We start from the raw sequence: 15,801 nt of genomic DNA, 5'->3' as shown, positions 1-15,801 counted from the left end.
GAGAACCGAAGGTCCGACCATGCGCCATGTGATCGTCGTCGGCGGCGGTCTCGCCGGCCTGCGCACCGCCGAAGCGCTGCGCGCACAGGGTTACGAGGGCGACCTCACCCTCGTCGGCGCCGAGACCCACGCCCCCTACGACCGGCCCCCGCTGTCGAAGGGCGTCCTGACGGGGGAGACCGACGACACGGCCTTCCCCACCGACTGGGACAAACTCCGCTGCACCCTGCTCCTCGGCCGCCGCGCCGAGGCCCTGCGGCCGCACGCCGACCGGCCCGGCGGGATCCTGGAGACGACCGGCGGCCCGTTGGAGTTCGACGCCCTGGTCCTCGCGACGGGAGCGAGCCCCGTCCGGCTGCCGGGCGACGGCCCCCAGCACGTCGTACGGACCCGGGACGACGCCCTGGCACTGCGCACCGAACTCGTCGAGGGCGCGCGCGTGGCCGTCGTCGGCGCCGGCTGGATCGGCGCCGAGGTCGCGACCGCCGCCGCCGCGAAGGGCTGCCGGGTCACCGTCGTCGAGGCCGCCGCCGCCCCGCTGTCCGAGGCCCTCGGGCCGGAACTCGGCGCGCTGACCGCCGATTGGTACACCGAGGCCGGCATCGACCTCCGGTGCGGCGTGCGCGTCACCACCGTCGACCACGGCGGACTGACCCTCGACCACGGGGAGTTCCTGGCCGCCGACGTCGTCGTCACCGGCATCGGCGTACGCCCCGACGTCGACTGGCTCCACGGCTCCGGGATCGACGTCGGGCGCGGCGTCCTCGTCGACGCCGCGCTGCGGACCTCCCGGCCCGAGGTCGTCGCGGTCGGCGACTGCGCCGCCTGGTGGTCGGGGCGCTACGACCGACGGCTGCTCGTCGAGCACTGGGACGCGGCCCTCAACGCCCCCGAGACCGCCGCCGCGACGCTCCTGGGCCACGACGCCGCCCACGACACCGTGCCCTACTTCTGGTCGGAACAGTTCGGGCGCATGGTCCAGTACGCGGGCCACCACCCGGCCGCGGAACGGATGGTCTTCCGGGGCTCGCCCGACAACCCCGCCTGGACGGTCCTGTGGCTGACCGGGGACCGGCTGGAGGCCATCCTGACCGTCGACCGCCCCCGCGACCTGGTGCAGGGCCGCCGCCTCATCACCGACGCCGGCCGGCTCGACCTCGACCTGGCCACCGACCCGGACGTGCCGCTCCGCAAGGCCGTACGTGGCTGACGGCACGCGCCGACCGGCCGACGACCACCACAAGGAGAGAACACGCATGCCCGAACCCACCTTCCGCCCGGTGCTCGACCGACTCGTGAACTTCAAGCCGGGTCCGCCGGTGCGCTCCCCCGAGGGCCGCTCGTACCCCCTCGCCGCGAACGAGTCGCCGTACGGGCCGCTCCCCGCCGTGGTCAAGGCCATCGAGGAGGCGGCCCTCGACGTCAACCGCTACCCCGACAACAACTGCGTCGCGCTGACCGCCGAGATATCCGCGCGCTTCGGGGTCGCCGAGGACGAGATCGCCGTCGGCTGCGGCTCGGTCGGCGTCTCCCAGATGCTCCTGGAAGCCGTCGCCGAACCCGGCGCCGAAGTCATGTACGCCTGGCGCTCCTTCGAGGCGTACCCGATCCTGACCCGCCTCTCGGGCGCCACCCCCGTCGAGGTCCCCCTGCGCGACGGGGCACACGACCTTGACGCGATGGCCGCCGCGATCACCGATCGGACCCGCCTGATCTTCGTCTGCAACCCGAACAACCCGACCGGGTCCGTGGTGCACGCGGCCGCGCTGGAAACCTTCCTCGACCGGGTGCCCGCCGACTGCCTGGTGGTCATCGACGAGGCCTACCACGAGTACGTCCGCGACCGGGAGGTCCCCGACGGCCTCGCGCTCCGCACCGGCCGGCCCAACGTGGTGGTCCTGCGCACCTTCTCCAAGGCCTACGGCCTCGCCGGCCTGCGCATCGGCTACGTGGTGGGCCACCGCGAGACGATCGAGGCGATCCGCAAGGCCTTCGTCCCCTTCAGCGTCAACAGCGTCGCCCAGGCCGCCGCGATCGCCGCACTGCGCTCCGAGGCCGAACTGATGGCCCGCGTGGAGACCACCACCCGGGAACGCGAACGGGTACGCGAGGCCCTGCTGGCCCAAGGCCTGCCCGTGGCCCCGAGCGAGGCCAACTTCGTGTGGCTCCCGCTCGGCGAACGCACCCTGGACTTCGGGCGACACTGCGCGGAGGCGGGCGTGGCGATCCGCCCCTTCGCGGGCGACGGCGCCCGCGTCTCGATCGGCTCCCCCGAGGAGAACGACGCCTTCCTCGCGGCCGCCGCCACCTTCGAGCACGCGCCCGCCACCCGCCCCTGAGCGACACGGCTCCCCGGGGCGGGGGCGGGCCAGGGCAATGTCTTCGCCGCCCTCCTGACGCCGGCGGCTCGTGTGTTCGACTGCGGCGCAGGAGGAGGGAGTTGAGCCGCCAGCCGGCTTCGGCGTACCGACGTACGACCGCCCCCACTCCTGCGACGATGGCAGCCCATGGCACGACATCCCTCCGTCCCCACGGCTGGAGCAGACATGCGTCGCGGCTCGACACGACCCGTTCTTCCGGTGGTCTCCCTGGTGTTACTCGCCGTCGCGGGCTGTTCGGAGGGCGCACCGGCCGCCTCCGGCTCCCCCGCGAGCCGGTCCGCCGCCCCCTCCCCGACAGCCACCCCGCCCCCGTCCCCGTCCCGGACCCCCAGTCCCTCCCCGACCCCGACTCCGGCCCCGGCGGACGCGGGCGGGCAGTGCGTGGACACCAAGGCCATGGACCCGGGGAAGCGTGGCCGGTACCTCGCCGGGTTGAAGAGCACCAGCGGTTCCTACGGCAGCAAGGCCCTGACCATCGACGGGGACGGGCTGAACTTCCGCCCGGAGCAGATCGAGCGTCCGTGCGAGGCGGTCGAGGTGCGCCTCAGCCGCTTCTGGGTGGACATGACCCGCGCGAGCGACGCGGCCGGCTCGTCCCGGACGTCCCCCACGGCACCCACGTACGAGTTCCGGTACACGCTCATGGACCGCCCGTCCCTCTCGGTCGGCCCGGAGGACGGCATCGCCAAGGGCAGCGTCCCGCCGGACTCGACGGGGTGCCGCGGCTCGCTGTCGGTCGTCCACGTCGGGCACGACATCGCGATCGACGAGCTTCCCGACGACTTGCAGATGCCGACCTCCTTCACCGCGGCGGGCCGCGGCGCCATGGACGTGAAGGTCGAAGCCGAAGGCACCCTCGCCGCGACCTTCGTCCCGCCGTCGGGCACGTCCTTCTGCTGACCGCGCCGGAGCCCCGGGCGCCCGACTCGGGCGACACCCGACCGGACCGGGCTCGGGAACGGTACTGGCTCAGGAGCGGTCGCGGCGACGGCGGAGGCCGGCCGGGACGGTGCGCGTGCGCGGTGACCGGGTGCGTCGCGTCGACCCGTTCCGTCGGCCTTCGGTGACGGGGCCCCCGTGGTGGTGCTCGACGCGGATGCCCTGGAACACGAGAACGGTGAGGCTGAGGTCGGCCATGATCCGATGCTGCGGGTGCCCCGCCACGGGCGCCAGGTGGAGGGGACCGGTCAGGCGGCGCGAGCCGGTCGATCGGCGCGGGCCGCCGGGTCTCGCCGGCGGTGGGCCGTGGGCGCCGATCGGGGTCAGCCCTGTGGCGCGGTCCCGTGTCCGGCCGCCGCCCCGTGCCCCTCGGCCGTCCCGTACCCGGCACCCTGCTCCCGCCCGGTGACCGCCTCGTACCCGGCGACGTACAGCCGCATCGCGCACTGGTCCTCGGCCTCGATGAACACCTCCAGACCCCAGTGGGCGCCGAGGCGCCGTGCGACGTCCACGAGACGGCGGCGCTCCTCGGGCGAGTGGGCGGGGAAACGGACCCAGCCCTGGGCGGAGATCGTGTCGCCGAGCTCGTGGAACAAGGTCGTCCGCGCGCGGCGCTCCTCGTCGTCGGTCAGCGGTGTCGACGTCGGGCCGGGTTCCGCGGAGGTGGAGGCGGACGCGTACCGGACGTTGTAGAGGTCTCGGGTCATCGGTCGCTCACAGGGATGCTCACGGGGGCGTGGACAGGGGCGTTCACAGGTCGCTCACGGTGCGTTCGGGGGCGGGATCGGCGAGGGAGTCGGGCGTCGCCGCGGCTCAGGCAGGGGTGAAGACGGCCGCGTCCGCGTCGTCGAGGATGAATCCGTTGTCGAAGCGGACGCGCACCGTCACCCGGGGGCCCTGTTCCTGGAAGGCGACCCACTCGGGCTCCAGGGAGCCGACCTTCTCTTCGAGCTGCTTCCGGCTCTCCGCGGGCATCTGGCCGCCGAAGGAGTCGAGCAGCGACTTGAGCCGCTCGTACTCGCGGACTCCCTCGGTCTCCTGCCGATCCTCGACCACCCGTTCGACGGTCCCCTCGGTACCCGCCGCCAGGGACAGGAACCCGACGACGAGCCCCGACACCTCGATCGCATCGGACAGCCTGGTGTCCGCGGCCAGCTTCACCCGCAGGCCTTTTGTGAACGTCATCGACTCTTCCTCGCCTCTCGCATCATCGTCAGTGGGTTCCGAAACCGGGCCGGATGGCCCTGCCGCCTCATCATGCGGGGTCGCCGCGCCGGAGCCCGCCGAACGCCTCGGGGGTCGCCCAGCCGCGCAGCGCCGCCCGCACCGTGGACGCGAAGGCGCCCTCGGCCGTGGCGGCGTCGAGGGCTCCGGCGAGTTCGAGCGTGACGAGCCCGTGCAGGGTCACCCACAGCGAGACGGCGATCAGGGTCGCCTCGCCGTCGAGGACGGAGTCCGCCACCGCGCGGTCGATCGCCGCGACCAGCGGCCGTACCGGGTCGCGGGTGCCGACCGCCCCCGACGGGTCGAAGGACTGTGCTCCGCCGAACAGGACCGTGTACAGATGGCGGTGTTCGGCGCCCCAGCGCCGGTACGCGGCGGCCAGCGCGTAGAGGTCGGCGAGGACGTCGTCGGAGGTCGGTACCGCCGACAGGTCCCGGAACAGGCCGGCGACCGCCCGGTCGCGCACCTCGCCGATCAGCGCGTCCTTGCCGTCGAACAGCGTGTACACCGCCGCCGTCGACGTCCCGGCGGCGGCGGCCAGGGCGCGGACCGTGACCGACTCCCGCGGACGGGTGGCGAACATCTCGGTCGCGCATGCCACAAGCCGCTCTTTGACCGCGGCGTCGTTCGTTCTCGGCCTACCCACGGGGACAGCCTACCGGCGCTGGTAACGTTGTTTTGAAACGCCGTTCTGAAACTGTTCGCTCCATCGCGGACCTCCCGGGGGACACCCATGCCACAGCCCACCCCACAGCCCACATCGCACGCTGCCCCGCAGCTCGCCCCCCGCTCCGCCGCGTTACGCCCCGCCCTCCTCGTCGCCGGCGCCCGTCGCGTGCTCGCGGCAGCCGCCGCCGTCGTGGCCCTGGTGGTCGTCTTCCTGGCGCTGATCGTCCTCACGGACGGGGCGGCCTCGGGGCTCGTCGCGTGGTCGGCCACCCTGGCCGTCGCGGTCGCCGCCGCCCTGCGGCGCGGGCGTCGCCGTGCCTGGCGGGCCCGGTGCGTACCGTTCCTGCCCGTGGTCGTCGCGGCGGTGCTGACGGCGTCCGTGTGCGTCCCGACCGTGGCGACGGCGCGACGCGTACCGGCGGCGCTGCCGTTCGTGGCCGTGCAGCACTGGACGCTGAGCACGGGCAGCCGGGTCGCGGTCTACCACTACCCGCCCGCGAACTCCGCCACCCGACGACCCGTGCCGCTCGTGTACCTCCACGGCGGACCCGTGCGCGGCATCTCCACGCTCGACCACCGGTTCCTGCGACTACTGGCCCGCCAGGGCTACGACGTCCACGCCTACGAGCAGGCCGGCGGCGGACGGAGCGATCTGCTCCCCATGGACCAGTACTCCATCTCCAGGTCGGTCCGCGACCTCGACGCCTTCCTCGGCCGGCTCGGCAAGGGCAGCGTCGACGTCCTGGGATTCTCTTCGGGCGCCGTCGTACTCACCCGCGCCCTGGCCGACCCGAACGTCGCCCCGCGCGTCCACCGCGCCGTCATCGCGGAGCCCGGCCCGGTGGACGGCCCCACCGCGCGCCTCACGGGGCACCGGGGCCTGCCGTCCGCGCGCGACACCGCACCGCCCGTGACCGGACCACGCTCGACGCGCCTCCCCCGCTACGCGACCGCGTTCGGACTGATGCGGCTCGGACTCCTCGGCCCCGACAGCGCCCTGGTGGGCCAGGCCGAGGGCGTCAACGCGTTCACCGCCGCCGACCTCGGCAGCGACACCGCCTCCGCGTACTGCGCCCGCGACGCGCACCGCATCCCCGAGGAGGACACCGCGCGCACCTTCTCCTTCAGCCCGGCCGCAAGCCTCCGCGTCCAGCAGACGATCAAGGACTCACCCTCCATCGCCCCGCAGCTGAGGCGCTCCCGCACCCCCGCGATGCTGATGATCGCCGCATGCTCCTCCCAACTCCGGGAGTGGGCGACCGCGATCCTGGCCGACACCCCGGGCATCCGACGCACCCAGTACATGCCCGGCGTCGGCCACCACATGTGGAACGGTCTCGACGACAACGACCAACGGGCCGCCGCCGTCATCGACGCCTTCCTCCAGGACGAACCGGCACCCCTGCCCAACCACCCGACCCGCGACGACATCCCCGACTTCCTCAGGGACTTCGCGGGAGACCGATGAGTTTCCGCGGCGCCGGCGGTCTTCTTCCTGACGACCCCCGCACGGCAGGAGACGGACGACATGACCGACCTTGAGACCAGGACCCTCGACGCGACCGGCGCCACCCTCGGCTTCGACGTGCGACGGCCCACCACCGGGAACAACACCGGGAACGACAACGGGAACGGCAACGGGACGGGGAAGGGCGGCGCGGCGGGCGAGAGCACGGGCGGGGAGCCGCGTGCGCTGCTGCTGGTGGGATCCCCGATGGGCGCCGACGGATTCCGAACCCTGGCCTCCCACTTCACCGACCGCACCGTGGTCACCTACGACCCTCGGGGCGTGGGTCGCAGCGCGCGCACCGACGGGGCCGCGGAGTCGAGCCCCGAGGAGCACGCCGACGACCTGCGCCGGGTCATCGAGGCCCTCGGCGTCGGAGCGGTGGACGTCTTCGCGAGCAGCGGCGGCGCGGTCAACGCGCTGACCCTGGTCGAACGACACGGCGGCCTCGTACACACCCTCATCGCGCACGAGCCCCCGCTGGCCCGGGTGCTCCCGGACCGGGAAGCGGCGCTCGCCGCCTGCGCGGACATCCACCGGACGTACCTGCGCGAGGGAACGGGCCCGGCGATGGCGAAGTTCTTCGTACTGGTCTCCCACCAGGGCCCCCTCCCCGACGACTGGACCGACCGACCGGCGCCCTCCCCGGCCGACTTCGGGCTGCCGACCGAGGACGACGGCTCCCGCGAAGACCCCCTGCTGGGTCAGAACATGCGCGGTTGCACCGCCCACCGCCCCGACTTCACCGCGCTGCGCGCCGCCCCCACGCGCATCGTGGTGGCGGCGGGCAAGGAATCGGGGGAGCAGTTCCCCGCCCGCGCGGCGGCGGCGACCGCCGCCGGCCTGGGGACCCCGCTCGCGCTGTTCCCCAGCGATCACGGCGGTTTCCTGGGCGGCGAGTACGGGCAACACGGAGCGCCGGAGGAGTTCGCCCGGACCCTGCGGGAGGTACTCGACACCAACGGCTGACACGGAGCCGCCCGGCCGACGACGCCGATCAACGGGTGGACAGGGGCGGCCGCGGCGCAGTGTCCTGGTCTCGGCCGCCCGCCGCCCGCCGCACGGAGCCCGCCGCACGAAGCGGGCCGATCGTCGGAGCCGCCCCAGTGACCGGGACACCGCCCGATGCCCGCCCGTCCATCGACACCGCCCTGGTCAGGCACCTGATCGACCGACAGTTCCCGCAGTGGGCCGGGCTGCCCCTCATCACCGAGGCCCTCCTCGGCCAGCTCCGCTCCGCGCGCCCGCGCGCCCGCGCACTCTTGCGCGCACGGTCCGCCACGAGGGGCCGCGGCCTTCGGCGACGGGCTGCCCCCCATCCCACGGGCTGCCGCGCGGACTCCCTTGTGCAACGCTGGAAGGGCCACCCGGGCCGGTATTGCCCCGTGCGGCCCGCTGAACCACGGATGTAGCCATGCCCAAGTGCCCAGCCTTCCGCGCCGCGCCGGCGGTCCTCGCCGGCGCCGCCCTCGCCGTGCTGATGGCGGGACCGGCCGCGCCCGCTTCCACCTCCGGACCGGCGGCACCACCCGGCCGCGCCGTCACCGGCATCCAAACGGCCGTCCTGTCCATCCCCGCCATCGGCGTGTCCGGGCTCACGGTCGTCCCGTACCAGGGGACTCCCGACGACGCGCCCGGCACCCGGATCCAGGACCAGGGCGCGGCGGCGAGCCCCCACGGGCCCGGCGGCGGGGTCGGTCCCGGCGACGTGGGGAACTACATCGTCACGGGCCACCGCATCGTCGCGGGCGGGCCCCTGCGGGCGTTGCCGTCACTGCCGAACGGCGCGGCGGTCCACGTCACCGCTGGCGGCGTGACGTACGAGTACACCATCACCGCGACACGGACGACCTCGTTCCGGTCTCCGGGTTCCATGGACGCCCAACGGGCCGCGGTCCCCGGCTCCCCGGGCGCCGTGCCCAGCCGGGCGATGATCACCGTGACCACGTGCCTCACGCCCGAGGACGAAGCGGCGGGCAATCACTGGCGGGACGCGCAGAACAACCCGGAACACCGCATCGACAAGATCGGCGTCCTCACGTCCACCAAGCCCTGAGCAACACCCCGCCGGCCGGTGGCCGGTGGCATCCGCCCCGTGTGCCTCGACGTCCCGCCGTGTGCCCGCCGCCTTCGGCAAGGGAACCACGCGCACCGCCGGCGCCCGACCCGGACCGGCAGGCGGAACGTCTGACCAGCGACAATGACTCCCACACCCCGGGCGGACAGACGACGGGACCACGGGAAGAACGGGAAGCAGGGGCACATCGTGCGGGGGCGGAACGCGGAACGGGACCGGATCGAGCAGTTGCTCGTCGACGCGCGTCAGGGCAAGAGCGGCGCCCTGCTGCTGCACGGCGACGCCGGGATCGGCAAGACCGCGCTGCTCGACCACGCCGCCGACCGGGAGGACGGGACGCGCGTACTGCGCGTCGAGGGCATCGAGTCGGAGATGGAACTGGCCTTCGGCGGCCTCCACCAGTTGTTCCTGCCCGTACTGGACCTCGTCGACGGCCTGCCGCAACCGCAGGCCGCAGCCCTGCGAGCCGTCTTCGGGCTGACCGCCGACGGGGTCCGCGATCCCTTCACCGTCGGCCTCGCGGTGCTCACGATGCTGTCGGAGGCCGCGTCCGGCGGCCCGCTGCTGTGCCTGGTCGACGACGCGCAGTGGCTCGACCAGCCGTCGGTGGACATGCTGACGTTCGCCGCACGCCGACTGCGGGCGGAGGGCGTCGTGATGCTGTTCGCGGTCCGCGACGGGGCGCCCGGCGCCGCCGTGAAGGGACTGCCCCGGCTGCACGTCGAAGGTCTCGAACGCGCGGACGCCGCCGAGTTGTTGCCGGGGCTGCCGCCGTACGTGGCGGACCGGGTCATCGAGGAGGCCCGCGGCAACCCGCTCGCCCTCATCGAGCTGTCGGCCGCGCTCACCCCGGCCCAGCGCGCCGGGCGGCTGGGCCCGTTGGCGCTCCCCGAGGAGGGCGCCGGCCTGCCGAGCCGGATCCAGGACGGCTTCCTGGAGCAGATCCGAAGGCTTCCCGAAGCCGCGCAGGCGGTCCTGCTGGTGGCCGCCGCCGACGACTCCGGGGATCTCACCGTGGTACTGCGGGCCGCTCAACCGCTCGGCGCGGCGGTCGAGGACCTCGAACCCGCCGAGCGCGCCGGATTCGTGCGCGTGTCCGGGAGGGTGGTGCGCTTCCGCCATCCGTTGGTGCGGTACGCCGCCTACCAGGGCGCCCCGCTCGCCCGGCGCATCGCCGCTCACCGGGCGTTGGCGCGGGCGCTGGGCGACGCCGGCCAGGCGCACCGGCGTGCCTGGCATCTGGCCGCCGCGTCCACGGGCCCCGACGAGCGGGTCGCCGAGGAACTGGAACGGGTCGCCGAGTGGGCCGGGAGCCGACAGGCGATGGCGTCCGCGTCCGCGGCCTACGAGCGGGCCGCCCAGCTCACCGCGGATCCCGGCCCCCGTGCGCGCCGCCTGGTCCGGGCGGCCCAGCGGGCCGCCGACGCCGGACAGGACGAGCGGTGCGGCGCGCTCGCCGACCAGGTACCGCTGCCGCTGGACGCCCCCGGCGTGGCGGCGGACTTCGCGCGCGCCCGGGCGGTCGTCGAACTCGGCTTCCGCAGGCCGGAGACGGCCGCCCGGATCCTGCTCGACAGCGCGGACCTGACCGGTACCGACCGCCCGGACACCGTCGCCTCGCTGCTGACCGACGCGGTGCACGCCGCCTTCTCCGCGGGCGACGCGACGCTGATCGAGGAGATCGCGTCCCGCGCCCCGGGCCTGCCGGTACTGGCCGTGCCCGCCCGGCTGTTCGGCGGTGACGTACCCGGCGCGCTCGACGCGCTGCGCGCGCTCGTCCAGGACTGCCGGGACCCGGCCACCGGCGTCATGGACCGGCTGATGACCGGGATCCACTGTCAGCTGACCGGCGACCACGCGGCCGCGCGGGAGGCCGCCGCCGGAGCCGTCGCCCACTGCCGGGAGCAGGGCATCGGCGGATGGCTGCCCACCACGCTCCACCTGCTGGCGCAGACGGAACTGGCGCTCGGCCGCCACGACGAGGCGTCCGCGCACGCCGCGGAGGGGCTGCGGCTCGCCGAGTACCACGACCTGGCCCACCGGGCCGCCCACCTGCGGGCCGCACTGGCGATGACGGCGGCCGTACGGGGCGACGAGGAACAGGGCCGCGCCCTGGCCGCCGAGGCGTTGGCGTACACGCGACCGCGCGGGGTGGGGCGGGGCACGGCGGACGCCCTGTGGGCGCTGGGCGTGCTCGAACTCGGCCTGGGACGGGCGGAGGCGGCGCTGGAACCCCTGGAATCGGCGCTGCACCCCCTGAACTCCGCACCGGAACCACAGAACTGCGCGCCGCAATCACCGGAGCCCGCACGGTCGCTGAAGTCCGCACCGGAACCCCTGAACTCCACCCCGCAGCGACTCGATTCGGCGCCGCACAAGGCCGCCGGTCCACTGCTCTGCCTGCCCCTGCTGGCGGACCTCGTCGAGGCGGCCGGACGTGCCGGGCGACCGGAGCGGGCGAAGGAACCGGCCCGGTTGCTCGGGGAATGGGCCACCGCCCTGGGGCAACCGGCCCTGTCCGCGCTGGCCCGCCGCTGCCAGGCGCTGACCGGCCCCGACAGTACGGCCGAGGAACACTTCACCGCGGCGCTGGCCCTCCACGAGAACGGCAGCGACTACGACCGGGCCCGCACCGCGCTGCTCTACGGGGAATGGCTGCGCCGGCTGCGACGCCAGATCGACGCCCGCGACCAACTGCGCGCCGCGCTGGAGGCCTTCGAGCGGCTCGGCGCCCGCCCCTGGGCCGGCCGGGCCCGGGCGGAGCTGGGAGCCGCGGGCGGGGAGACCGGGCTGACCACCCGCGAGGACGGCCCGATCAGCCTGCTGAGCCCGCAGGAACGCGAGGTCGTCCGGCTGGCGGCGGCCGGCGCGAGCAACCGGGAGATCGCCGCGCAACTGTTCCTGAGCCCCCGCACGGTCGGGCACCACCTCTACCGCGCGTTCCCCAAACTCGGCGTCGGCTCCCGTACCGAACTGGCCGCGCTGCTCGCCCCGGTACACGACTCATGAGGCCGCGGCCGACGCCGCCCGGGAACCCTCCGACGTGGCCGGCGAACCCTCCGCCGCCTCCGGCGAACCCTCCGTCGCCTCTTGCGAACCCACCGACGCCGGCTGCGAGGCCTCCGGAACCGAGTAGATCATCCGGGTCTGGGTGGTCCGGAAGCCGGCCCGGGCGAACGCGGCGGCCATCGGCGCGTTGTCGGTGTCCGTGGTGGCCGTGATCAGCTCGGCGCCCGCCTCCACCTGCACCCGGGTGATCTCGGCGAGCACGTCGTCGACGTACCCCTGTCCGCGCAGCTCGGGGACGACGCCCAGATAGCCGACGTTGCGGTTGTACGGCGTCGCCGAGGGGAGCGCCAGCCCGGCGACCTGCCCGTCGGGGGTGCGCGCCAGACGCCACCACGAACGCTCGCCCGGACACCCGAGGTAGAAGTCCACCTCCTCGCGGGCGGTGGCCTCGGCTCCCATGGACGCCAGGTTCCGGCGCGTCTCGCCGTCCAGGCTGCCCACCGCGATCCGCCGGAACACGTCGAGGAACTCCTCGTCCGAGCCCTCGGTGAACATGAGACGCCCGCTGGAGACCGGGAGCCCGGCCTCGGGGGTCCACTCCAGGCGCAGCCGCTCCACCTGATCGGTGAGCCCGGCCGCCCGGGCGGCCTCGCGCCGCCACTCCAGGGCGGCGACGACGGCCGGGTCCTGGCGCCACCCGGTCGGCAGCGTCAGGTTGTACAGCGGGGGCGTGGTCGCGCCCTGTGCGGCGAAGGCCCGCAGCCCCGCCGTGATCAGCCCGGCCGCGACCGCCGCGCGGTCGGGAACCGAGGGGTCGACGTACAGGCAGTCCAGGGCCAGCGGGTGCTCGCCGGTCGCATGACCCCACCACAGGGCGCGGGCCACAATCCGGTCGCCGTCCTCGGCGATCCAGGTCCACTCCGGCCTGTACATGCCCTCCTTCAGCTCTTCGAGGTAGCGGTCGGCGGGGATCCAACCGACGGGTTCGTCGACGGTCACGGCGGTGACGCGGTCGAGGTCGGTCTCGGTCGTGGAACGGAACAACATGTGTGTACTCACTTCTGAGGTGTCGAGGAGGTCGAGTAGGTGGTGAGGGTCGCGCCCGTGTTGAAGACGCGGGAGTCGGTCAGCGTGAACCTCACCGGGAGGAACGGCGCGCGGAACAGCGGGATCCCGGACCCGATGACGACCGGGTAGCGCTTGATGATCAGTTCGTCGATCTCCTCCAGCAGTTGCCCGGCCAGATCCGCGCCGCCGCACAGCCAGATGCCCGCCCCGTCCCGCCGCTTGAGGTCGCGGACGAACGCCACCGGATCCGTGGACACGATCTCCACGGCGGGGTCGAGTCGGGACAGGGTGCGGGAGAAGACGTACTGGGTGAGGTGCGGGTAGGGACTGGTGACGCCGACCGCGAGACCGGGCTCGTAGGTTCCCCGGCCCATCAGAACGGTGTCGAACCTCTGGTTGGCGGCCCCCTCGATGCCCAACGGCCCGCGACCCGTCACCGGGATGGTCTCGGGGTACTCGGCCAGCAGCGCGGCGGCGAGGTCTCCCTCGAAGGGGATGAAGTCGAACTGCCCGTCCGGGCCCGCGATGAAGCCGTCGAGGCTGGTACCGACGCAGTAGGTGAGGGGACGCACGCGGACCTGCTTTCGAGACGATGAGGTGATGCACTGGGGTGACGTCACTGACGGTAGGTCGGCCACTCCCCGCCCGGCATCGGTCACCCCGACGTAATGTGACCGCCCCCCGGCCCGCGGCCATGGGTCGCGGCGGCGGGTTGGTGGGGGAGCGGTACCGTCCTGCGTCCGCCCGACGTGCTATCCCTCGGCGCGGCGACGGGCGAGGTGGACGGTGAGGTCGGCGGTGAGCTCGACCCGCTCCGGCAGGGCCCGCGCGATCTGCTCGAACACCTGCCTCCGCGCGGCGGCCGGCAGGACGAGATAGGCCGAGATCGTCGAGAGATGGCCGACGTAGTCGCGCGCACTCAACGTCAAGCGCCTCTCGATCAGGGACTGTCGGACATCGGTGAACCACTCGGACCGTTGGAGTTCCGTACCCGGCCACTGCATGGTGTGTTCCGGCGGAGTCCCGTCCGGTGAGGGGACCTCGTCGCTCTCCAGGAACGGCGCCCGCGCCGCGCGAACGGCTTCCTCCACCGCCGCATCGGCCGGCCGGAACGGTCCGCCGAACGAGGCGAACACGCCGCCCGGCTCCAGCAGCCCGGCCACGTGCGACCACCGGCCCTCCGGGCTCGTCCAGTGCAGCGCCGCCGCGGCGTAGACCAGCCCGTACCTCTCGCCCGACCGTACGTCCTCGAAAGCGGCCCGCACCGCCGTGACGTGCGCCGGAACGTGCTTGCGCAGCTCGGCGAGCATGGCCCCGTCGGGCTCGGTCGCGGTGACCGCGATCCCCCGTCGGGCGAAGAGACGAGTCGCCTTGCCCGTCCCGGCACCGATTTCGAGCGCGGTCCGGAGCGGATGACCCGCGTACGCCGCGACCATGTCGAAGAGCCGGTCGGGATACCCCGGCCGGAACCGTTCGTACGCTTCCGCCCTTGCTCCGAAGCTCAGTGCGCGATCGGACATGCCTTGCATCCTGACACGAACCGCGCCCCGAGTGCCCGGCAATTCGGCCCGGGGCCGCGGTGGAGCCCTGCTACCCGACGATGCGGTAACAGGGCCCCGGAGGACGATCTCGATGACGGATGCTGGGGCCACCGATCCACCGATCCACCGATCCACCGATCCACCGACCGTCAGGAGTGAGGCCCGTGCCGCTGAACCGTCACCGCGCTATCGCGTGGATTCTGGTCCTTGTGGCCGTGTTGGTGCTCGCCCTCACCGGCGTGCTCTTTCACCAGGGCAGGACGCCGGGACTCTACCCCGAACGCAGTTGGGGCCCCTGGAAGAGCGAAACGATGGGCGCCTGGTCGACGCACGTGCGGACCAACTCCTGGGTGCCCGCCGCCCAGGCCCGCGTTCACTACGGCAAGGCCGAAGACGTACACCTCGACGCGTTCGGCGGGACGGACCACGACACCAGCGTCTTCTTCCGTACCGCTTTCACCCTCACGCCCGACGGCAGCCTCACGGTGAAGGAGACGCGACCATGACCCCCGGCGGCCCCGCGCGCGGCAGGGTTCAGAACGTCCACCGCGTGTGCGTGTACAGCCCGTCGTCCCGGCCGAAGCCGTACGCGGTGTCCGGGGTCACCCCGAACACCACGGCGTTCCCGGCCCGGAAGGCGTCCCCGATGCCGTGGAAGGTGCCCTCGGGCGAGGTGATGTGCGCCCCGTACTTCGCCTCGTACGCCGCGATGACCTCCTCCAGTGCCGCCGGATCGGCGACGGGCTTCGCCGTGCCCTCGACCACGAGGTCGAGTCCCCGCGTGAGAGAGTTCCCCCCGGTGGTCAGCGCGCAGTGCCCGTCCTGGGCGAGGTTCTTCGCCTTCTGCTCGTCCGGGCCGGTCGAGAAGTACAGCACCCCGCCGTGCCAGGCGGCGATCACGGGCGTGACGTGCAGCCGGCCATCGGGTCGCACCGTGGAGACCCAAAAGATCTCGGCCGTCTCCAACTGCCTCTGGGCATCGGCCCATTCGGTGGCGGTGACGTTCTCGGCGCCGGGGCGGGGATTGAGCGCGGAGCTGTAGCGCCCGTCGAGCTCGGTCGTGGGCGCGGGCCGGTCGGCGGGTTCCTGAGTGGTCATGGCACCTCTCCTTCGTTTTCTCCCACAACGACCGGCGGCCCGTGCGGACATCACCGCCACGCCGCTCTGTACCCATCCGTACGCCTGATGGCGGTCGAGCGGGCGAGTGGGCAAGCGGTCGAGCGGCCGGGCCGGGCCCCCGGGTTCCCGTTCGGGCGGCGCTGAAGCTCCTATTGGCTGTCAAGCGGCAGTGAGCCAGTCGCGGTAGGCGCTGGCGAGGTCGTCGTCACGTCGGGTGCCGCGCTCGATGCAGGAGATGACCGCGGGCCAGACACTGAAGTGGTGGGC

General features: G+C 73.6%; 16 protein-coding genes. 8 read left to right on the top strand and 8 right to left on the bottom strand.

Features of this window, described 5'->3' with window-relative positions:
* Positions 1 to 19 precede the first annotated feature (19 nt).
* The 3 genes from OTB19_RS20220 to OTB19_RS20210 all read left to right on the top strand — a co-directional run bounded on the left by OTB19_RS20220 (position 20) and on the right by OTB19_RS20210 (position 3,281).
* A complete protein-coding gene (locus OTB19_RS20220; RefSeq protein ID WP_267799729.1) occupies positions 20 to 1,210 on the top strand; it encodes an NAD(P)/FAD-dependent oxidoreductase in 1,191 nt (396 codons plus the stop codon).
* Between the two features lie 46 nt (positions 1,211 to 1,256).
* Complete coding sequence (gene hisC / locus OTB19_RS20215; RefSeq protein ID WP_267799728.1) at positions 1,257 to 2,339, top strand: histidinol-phosphate transaminase; 1,083 nt, start codon at positions 1,257 to 1,259, stop codon at positions 2,337 to 2,339.
* A gap of 207 nt (positions 2,340 to 2,546) precedes the next feature.
* Entirely contained in the window at positions 2,547 to 3,281 is a 735-nt protein-coding gene (locus OTB19_RS20210; RefSeq protein WP_267799727.1) for a hypothetical protein, read from the top strand.
* 69 nt (positions 3,282 to 3,350) lie between these two features.
* On the opposite strand, the gene OTB19_RS20205 is transcribed toward OTB19_RS20210, so the two are convergent.
* The 4 genes from OTB19_RS20205 to OTB19_RS20190 form a co-directional block, all read right to left on the bottom strand.
* Positions 3,351 to 3,518, bottom strand: coding sequence for a hypothetical protein (locus OTB19_RS20205; RefSeq protein ID WP_267799725.1), 168 nt, complete (start codon positions 3,516 to 3,518; stop codon positions 3,351 to 3,353).
* Positions 3,519 to 3,643: 125 nt separating this feature from the next.
* A complete protein-coding gene (locus OTB19_RS20200) occupies positions 3,644 to 4,027 on the bottom strand; it encodes a hypothetical protein (RefSeq protein ID WP_267799724.1) in 384 nt (127 codons plus the stop codon).
* A gap of 106 nt (positions 4,028 to 4,133) precedes the next feature.
* Complete coding sequence (locus OTB19_RS20195; protein ID WP_267799723.1) at positions 4,134 to 4,505, bottom strand: hypothetical protein; 372 nt, start codon at positions 4,503 to 4,505, stop codon at positions 4,134 to 4,136.
* 70 nt (positions 4,506 to 4,575) lie between these two features.
* The gene (locus OTB19_RS20190) at positions 4,576 to 5,190 is read right to left on the bottom strand and encodes a TetR/AcrR family transcriptional regulator (RefSeq protein ID WP_267799721.1); all 615 of its coding nucleotides are present in this window, start codon (positions 5,188 to 5,190) and stop codon (positions 4,576 to 4,578) included.
* A gap of 87 nt (positions 5,191 to 5,277) precedes the next feature.
* On the opposite strand from OTB19_RS20190, the gene OTB19_RS20185 reads away from it, so the two are divergent.
* From OTB19_RS20185 to OTB19_RS20170, 4 genes are all read left to right on the top strand, one after another.
* Positions 5,278 to 6,681, top strand: a complete 1,404-nt coding sequence (locus OTB19_RS20185; RefSeq protein WP_267799720.1) for an alpha/beta hydrolase — start codon at positions 5,278 to 5,280, stop codon at positions 6,679 to 6,681.
* 60 nt (positions 6,682 to 6,741) lie between these two features.
* Positions 6,742 to 7,689 (top strand): alpha/beta fold hydrolase, encoded by a 948-nt coding sequence (locus OTB19_RS20180; protein WP_267799719.1) that lies wholly within the window; start codon positions 6,742 to 6,744, stop codon positions 7,687 to 7,689.
* Positions 7,690 to 8,134: 445 nt separating this feature from the next.
* Positions 8,135 to 8,776: a sortase domain-bontaining protein gene (locus tag OTB19_RS20175; RefSeq protein WP_267799718.1), complete on the top strand. Its 642-nt coding sequence runs from the start codon at positions 8,135 to 8,137 to the stop codon at positions 8,774 to 8,776.
* Positions 8,777 to 8,986: 210 nt separating this feature from the next.
* A complete protein-coding gene (locus OTB19_RS20170; RefSeq protein WP_267799717.1) occupies positions 8,987 to 11,806 on the top strand; it encodes an ATP-binding protein in 2,820 nt (939 codons plus the stop codon).
* Here OTB19_RS20170 and OTB19_RS20165 read toward each other — a convergent pair.
* From OTB19_RS20165 to OTB19_RS20155, 3 genes are all read right to left on the bottom strand, one after another.
* The gene (locus OTB19_RS20165; RefSeq protein WP_267799716.1) at positions 11,801 to 12,865 is read right to left on the bottom strand and encodes a GNAT family N-acetyltransferase; all 1,065 of its coding nucleotides are present in this window, start codon (positions 12,863 to 12,865) and stop codon (positions 11,801 to 11,803) included. The two genes, OTB19_RS20170 and OTB19_RS20165, sit on opposite strands and share 6 nt — an antisense overlap.
* Complete coding sequence (locus OTB19_RS20160; RefSeq protein WP_267799715.1) at positions 12,862 to 13,446, bottom strand: dihydrofolate reductase family protein; 585 nt, start codon at positions 13,444 to 13,446, stop codon at positions 12,862 to 12,864. Before OTB19_RS20160 ends, OTB19_RS20165 begins: the two co-directional genes overlap by 4 nt.
* Positions 13,447 to 13,626: 180 nt before the next feature.
* Complete coding sequence (locus tag OTB19_RS20155) at positions 13,627 to 14,394, bottom strand: class I SAM-dependent methyltransferase (protein ID WP_267799714.1); 768 nt, start codon at positions 14,392 to 14,394, stop codon at positions 13,627 to 13,629.
* Positions 14,395 to 14,579: 185 nt separating this feature from the next.
* Between OTB19_RS20155 and OTB19_RS20150 the strand changes: the two genes are divergently transcribed.
* Positions 14,580 to 14,921: a hypothetical protein gene (locus tag OTB19_RS20150; RefSeq protein WP_267799713.1), complete on the top strand. Its 342-nt coding sequence runs from the start codon at positions 14,580 to 14,582 to the stop codon at positions 14,919 to 14,921.
* Positions 14,922 to 14,949: 28 nt separating this feature from the next.
* Here OTB19_RS20150 and OTB19_RS20145 read toward each other — a convergent pair whose 3' ends face one another.
* The gene (locus OTB19_RS20145; protein ID WP_267799712.1) at positions 14,950 to 15,513 is read right to left on the bottom strand and encodes a pyridoxamine 5'-phosphate oxidase family protein; all 564 of its coding nucleotides are present in this window, start codon (positions 15,511 to 15,513) and stop codon (positions 14,950 to 14,952) included.
* Positions 15,514 to 15,801: the final 288 nt, after the last annotated feature.

It is taken from the genome of Streptomyces sp. H27-H5 (assembly GCF_026627505.1).
Lineage (GTDB): Bacteria > Actinomycetota > Actinomycetes > Streptomycetales > Streptomycetaceae > Streptomyces.
Note: the sequence above shows the minus strand (reverse complement) of the source record. Positions and strands in the feature narration are given on the sequence as shown.